The following is a 277-nucleotide window of genomic DNA, read 5'->3' on the forward strand; positions in this document are numbered from 1 at the left end:
GGAGCCGACGCCGAATCAGCAGCAGCCCATGGCCGCGGAAAAGCTGATCGACCTTACGAACAACGGCGGCTACAACGGGAAGATTTTAAAACCGCTCCGAATCGGGAGAGCTTCGATTTACTGCCATAATAAACTCAGTTTTCTCATTCAGGCCGACAGCAATCAAAAAGGAAAAACGGTGTATGACGGAGCGGCCATTATCAAAAACGCAAAACAAAACAGATTGGCGGGCTTTCTGTCATCATACGAAATACAGAGCCTGAATTGGCTGATGGGG

General features: G+C 49.1%; 1 pseudogene. It reads left to right on the forward strand.

The annotated features are described in order from the left end of the window. Positions 1-277: pseudogene (locus tag KVT11_RS19790) on the forward strand (Ger(x)C family spore germination protein); the annotation flags it as partial.

The organism is Bacillus sp. GbtcB10 (assembly GCF_019091365.1).
Lineage (GTDB): Bacteria > Bacillota > Bacilli > Bacillales > Bacillaceae > Bacillus > Bacillus altitudinis.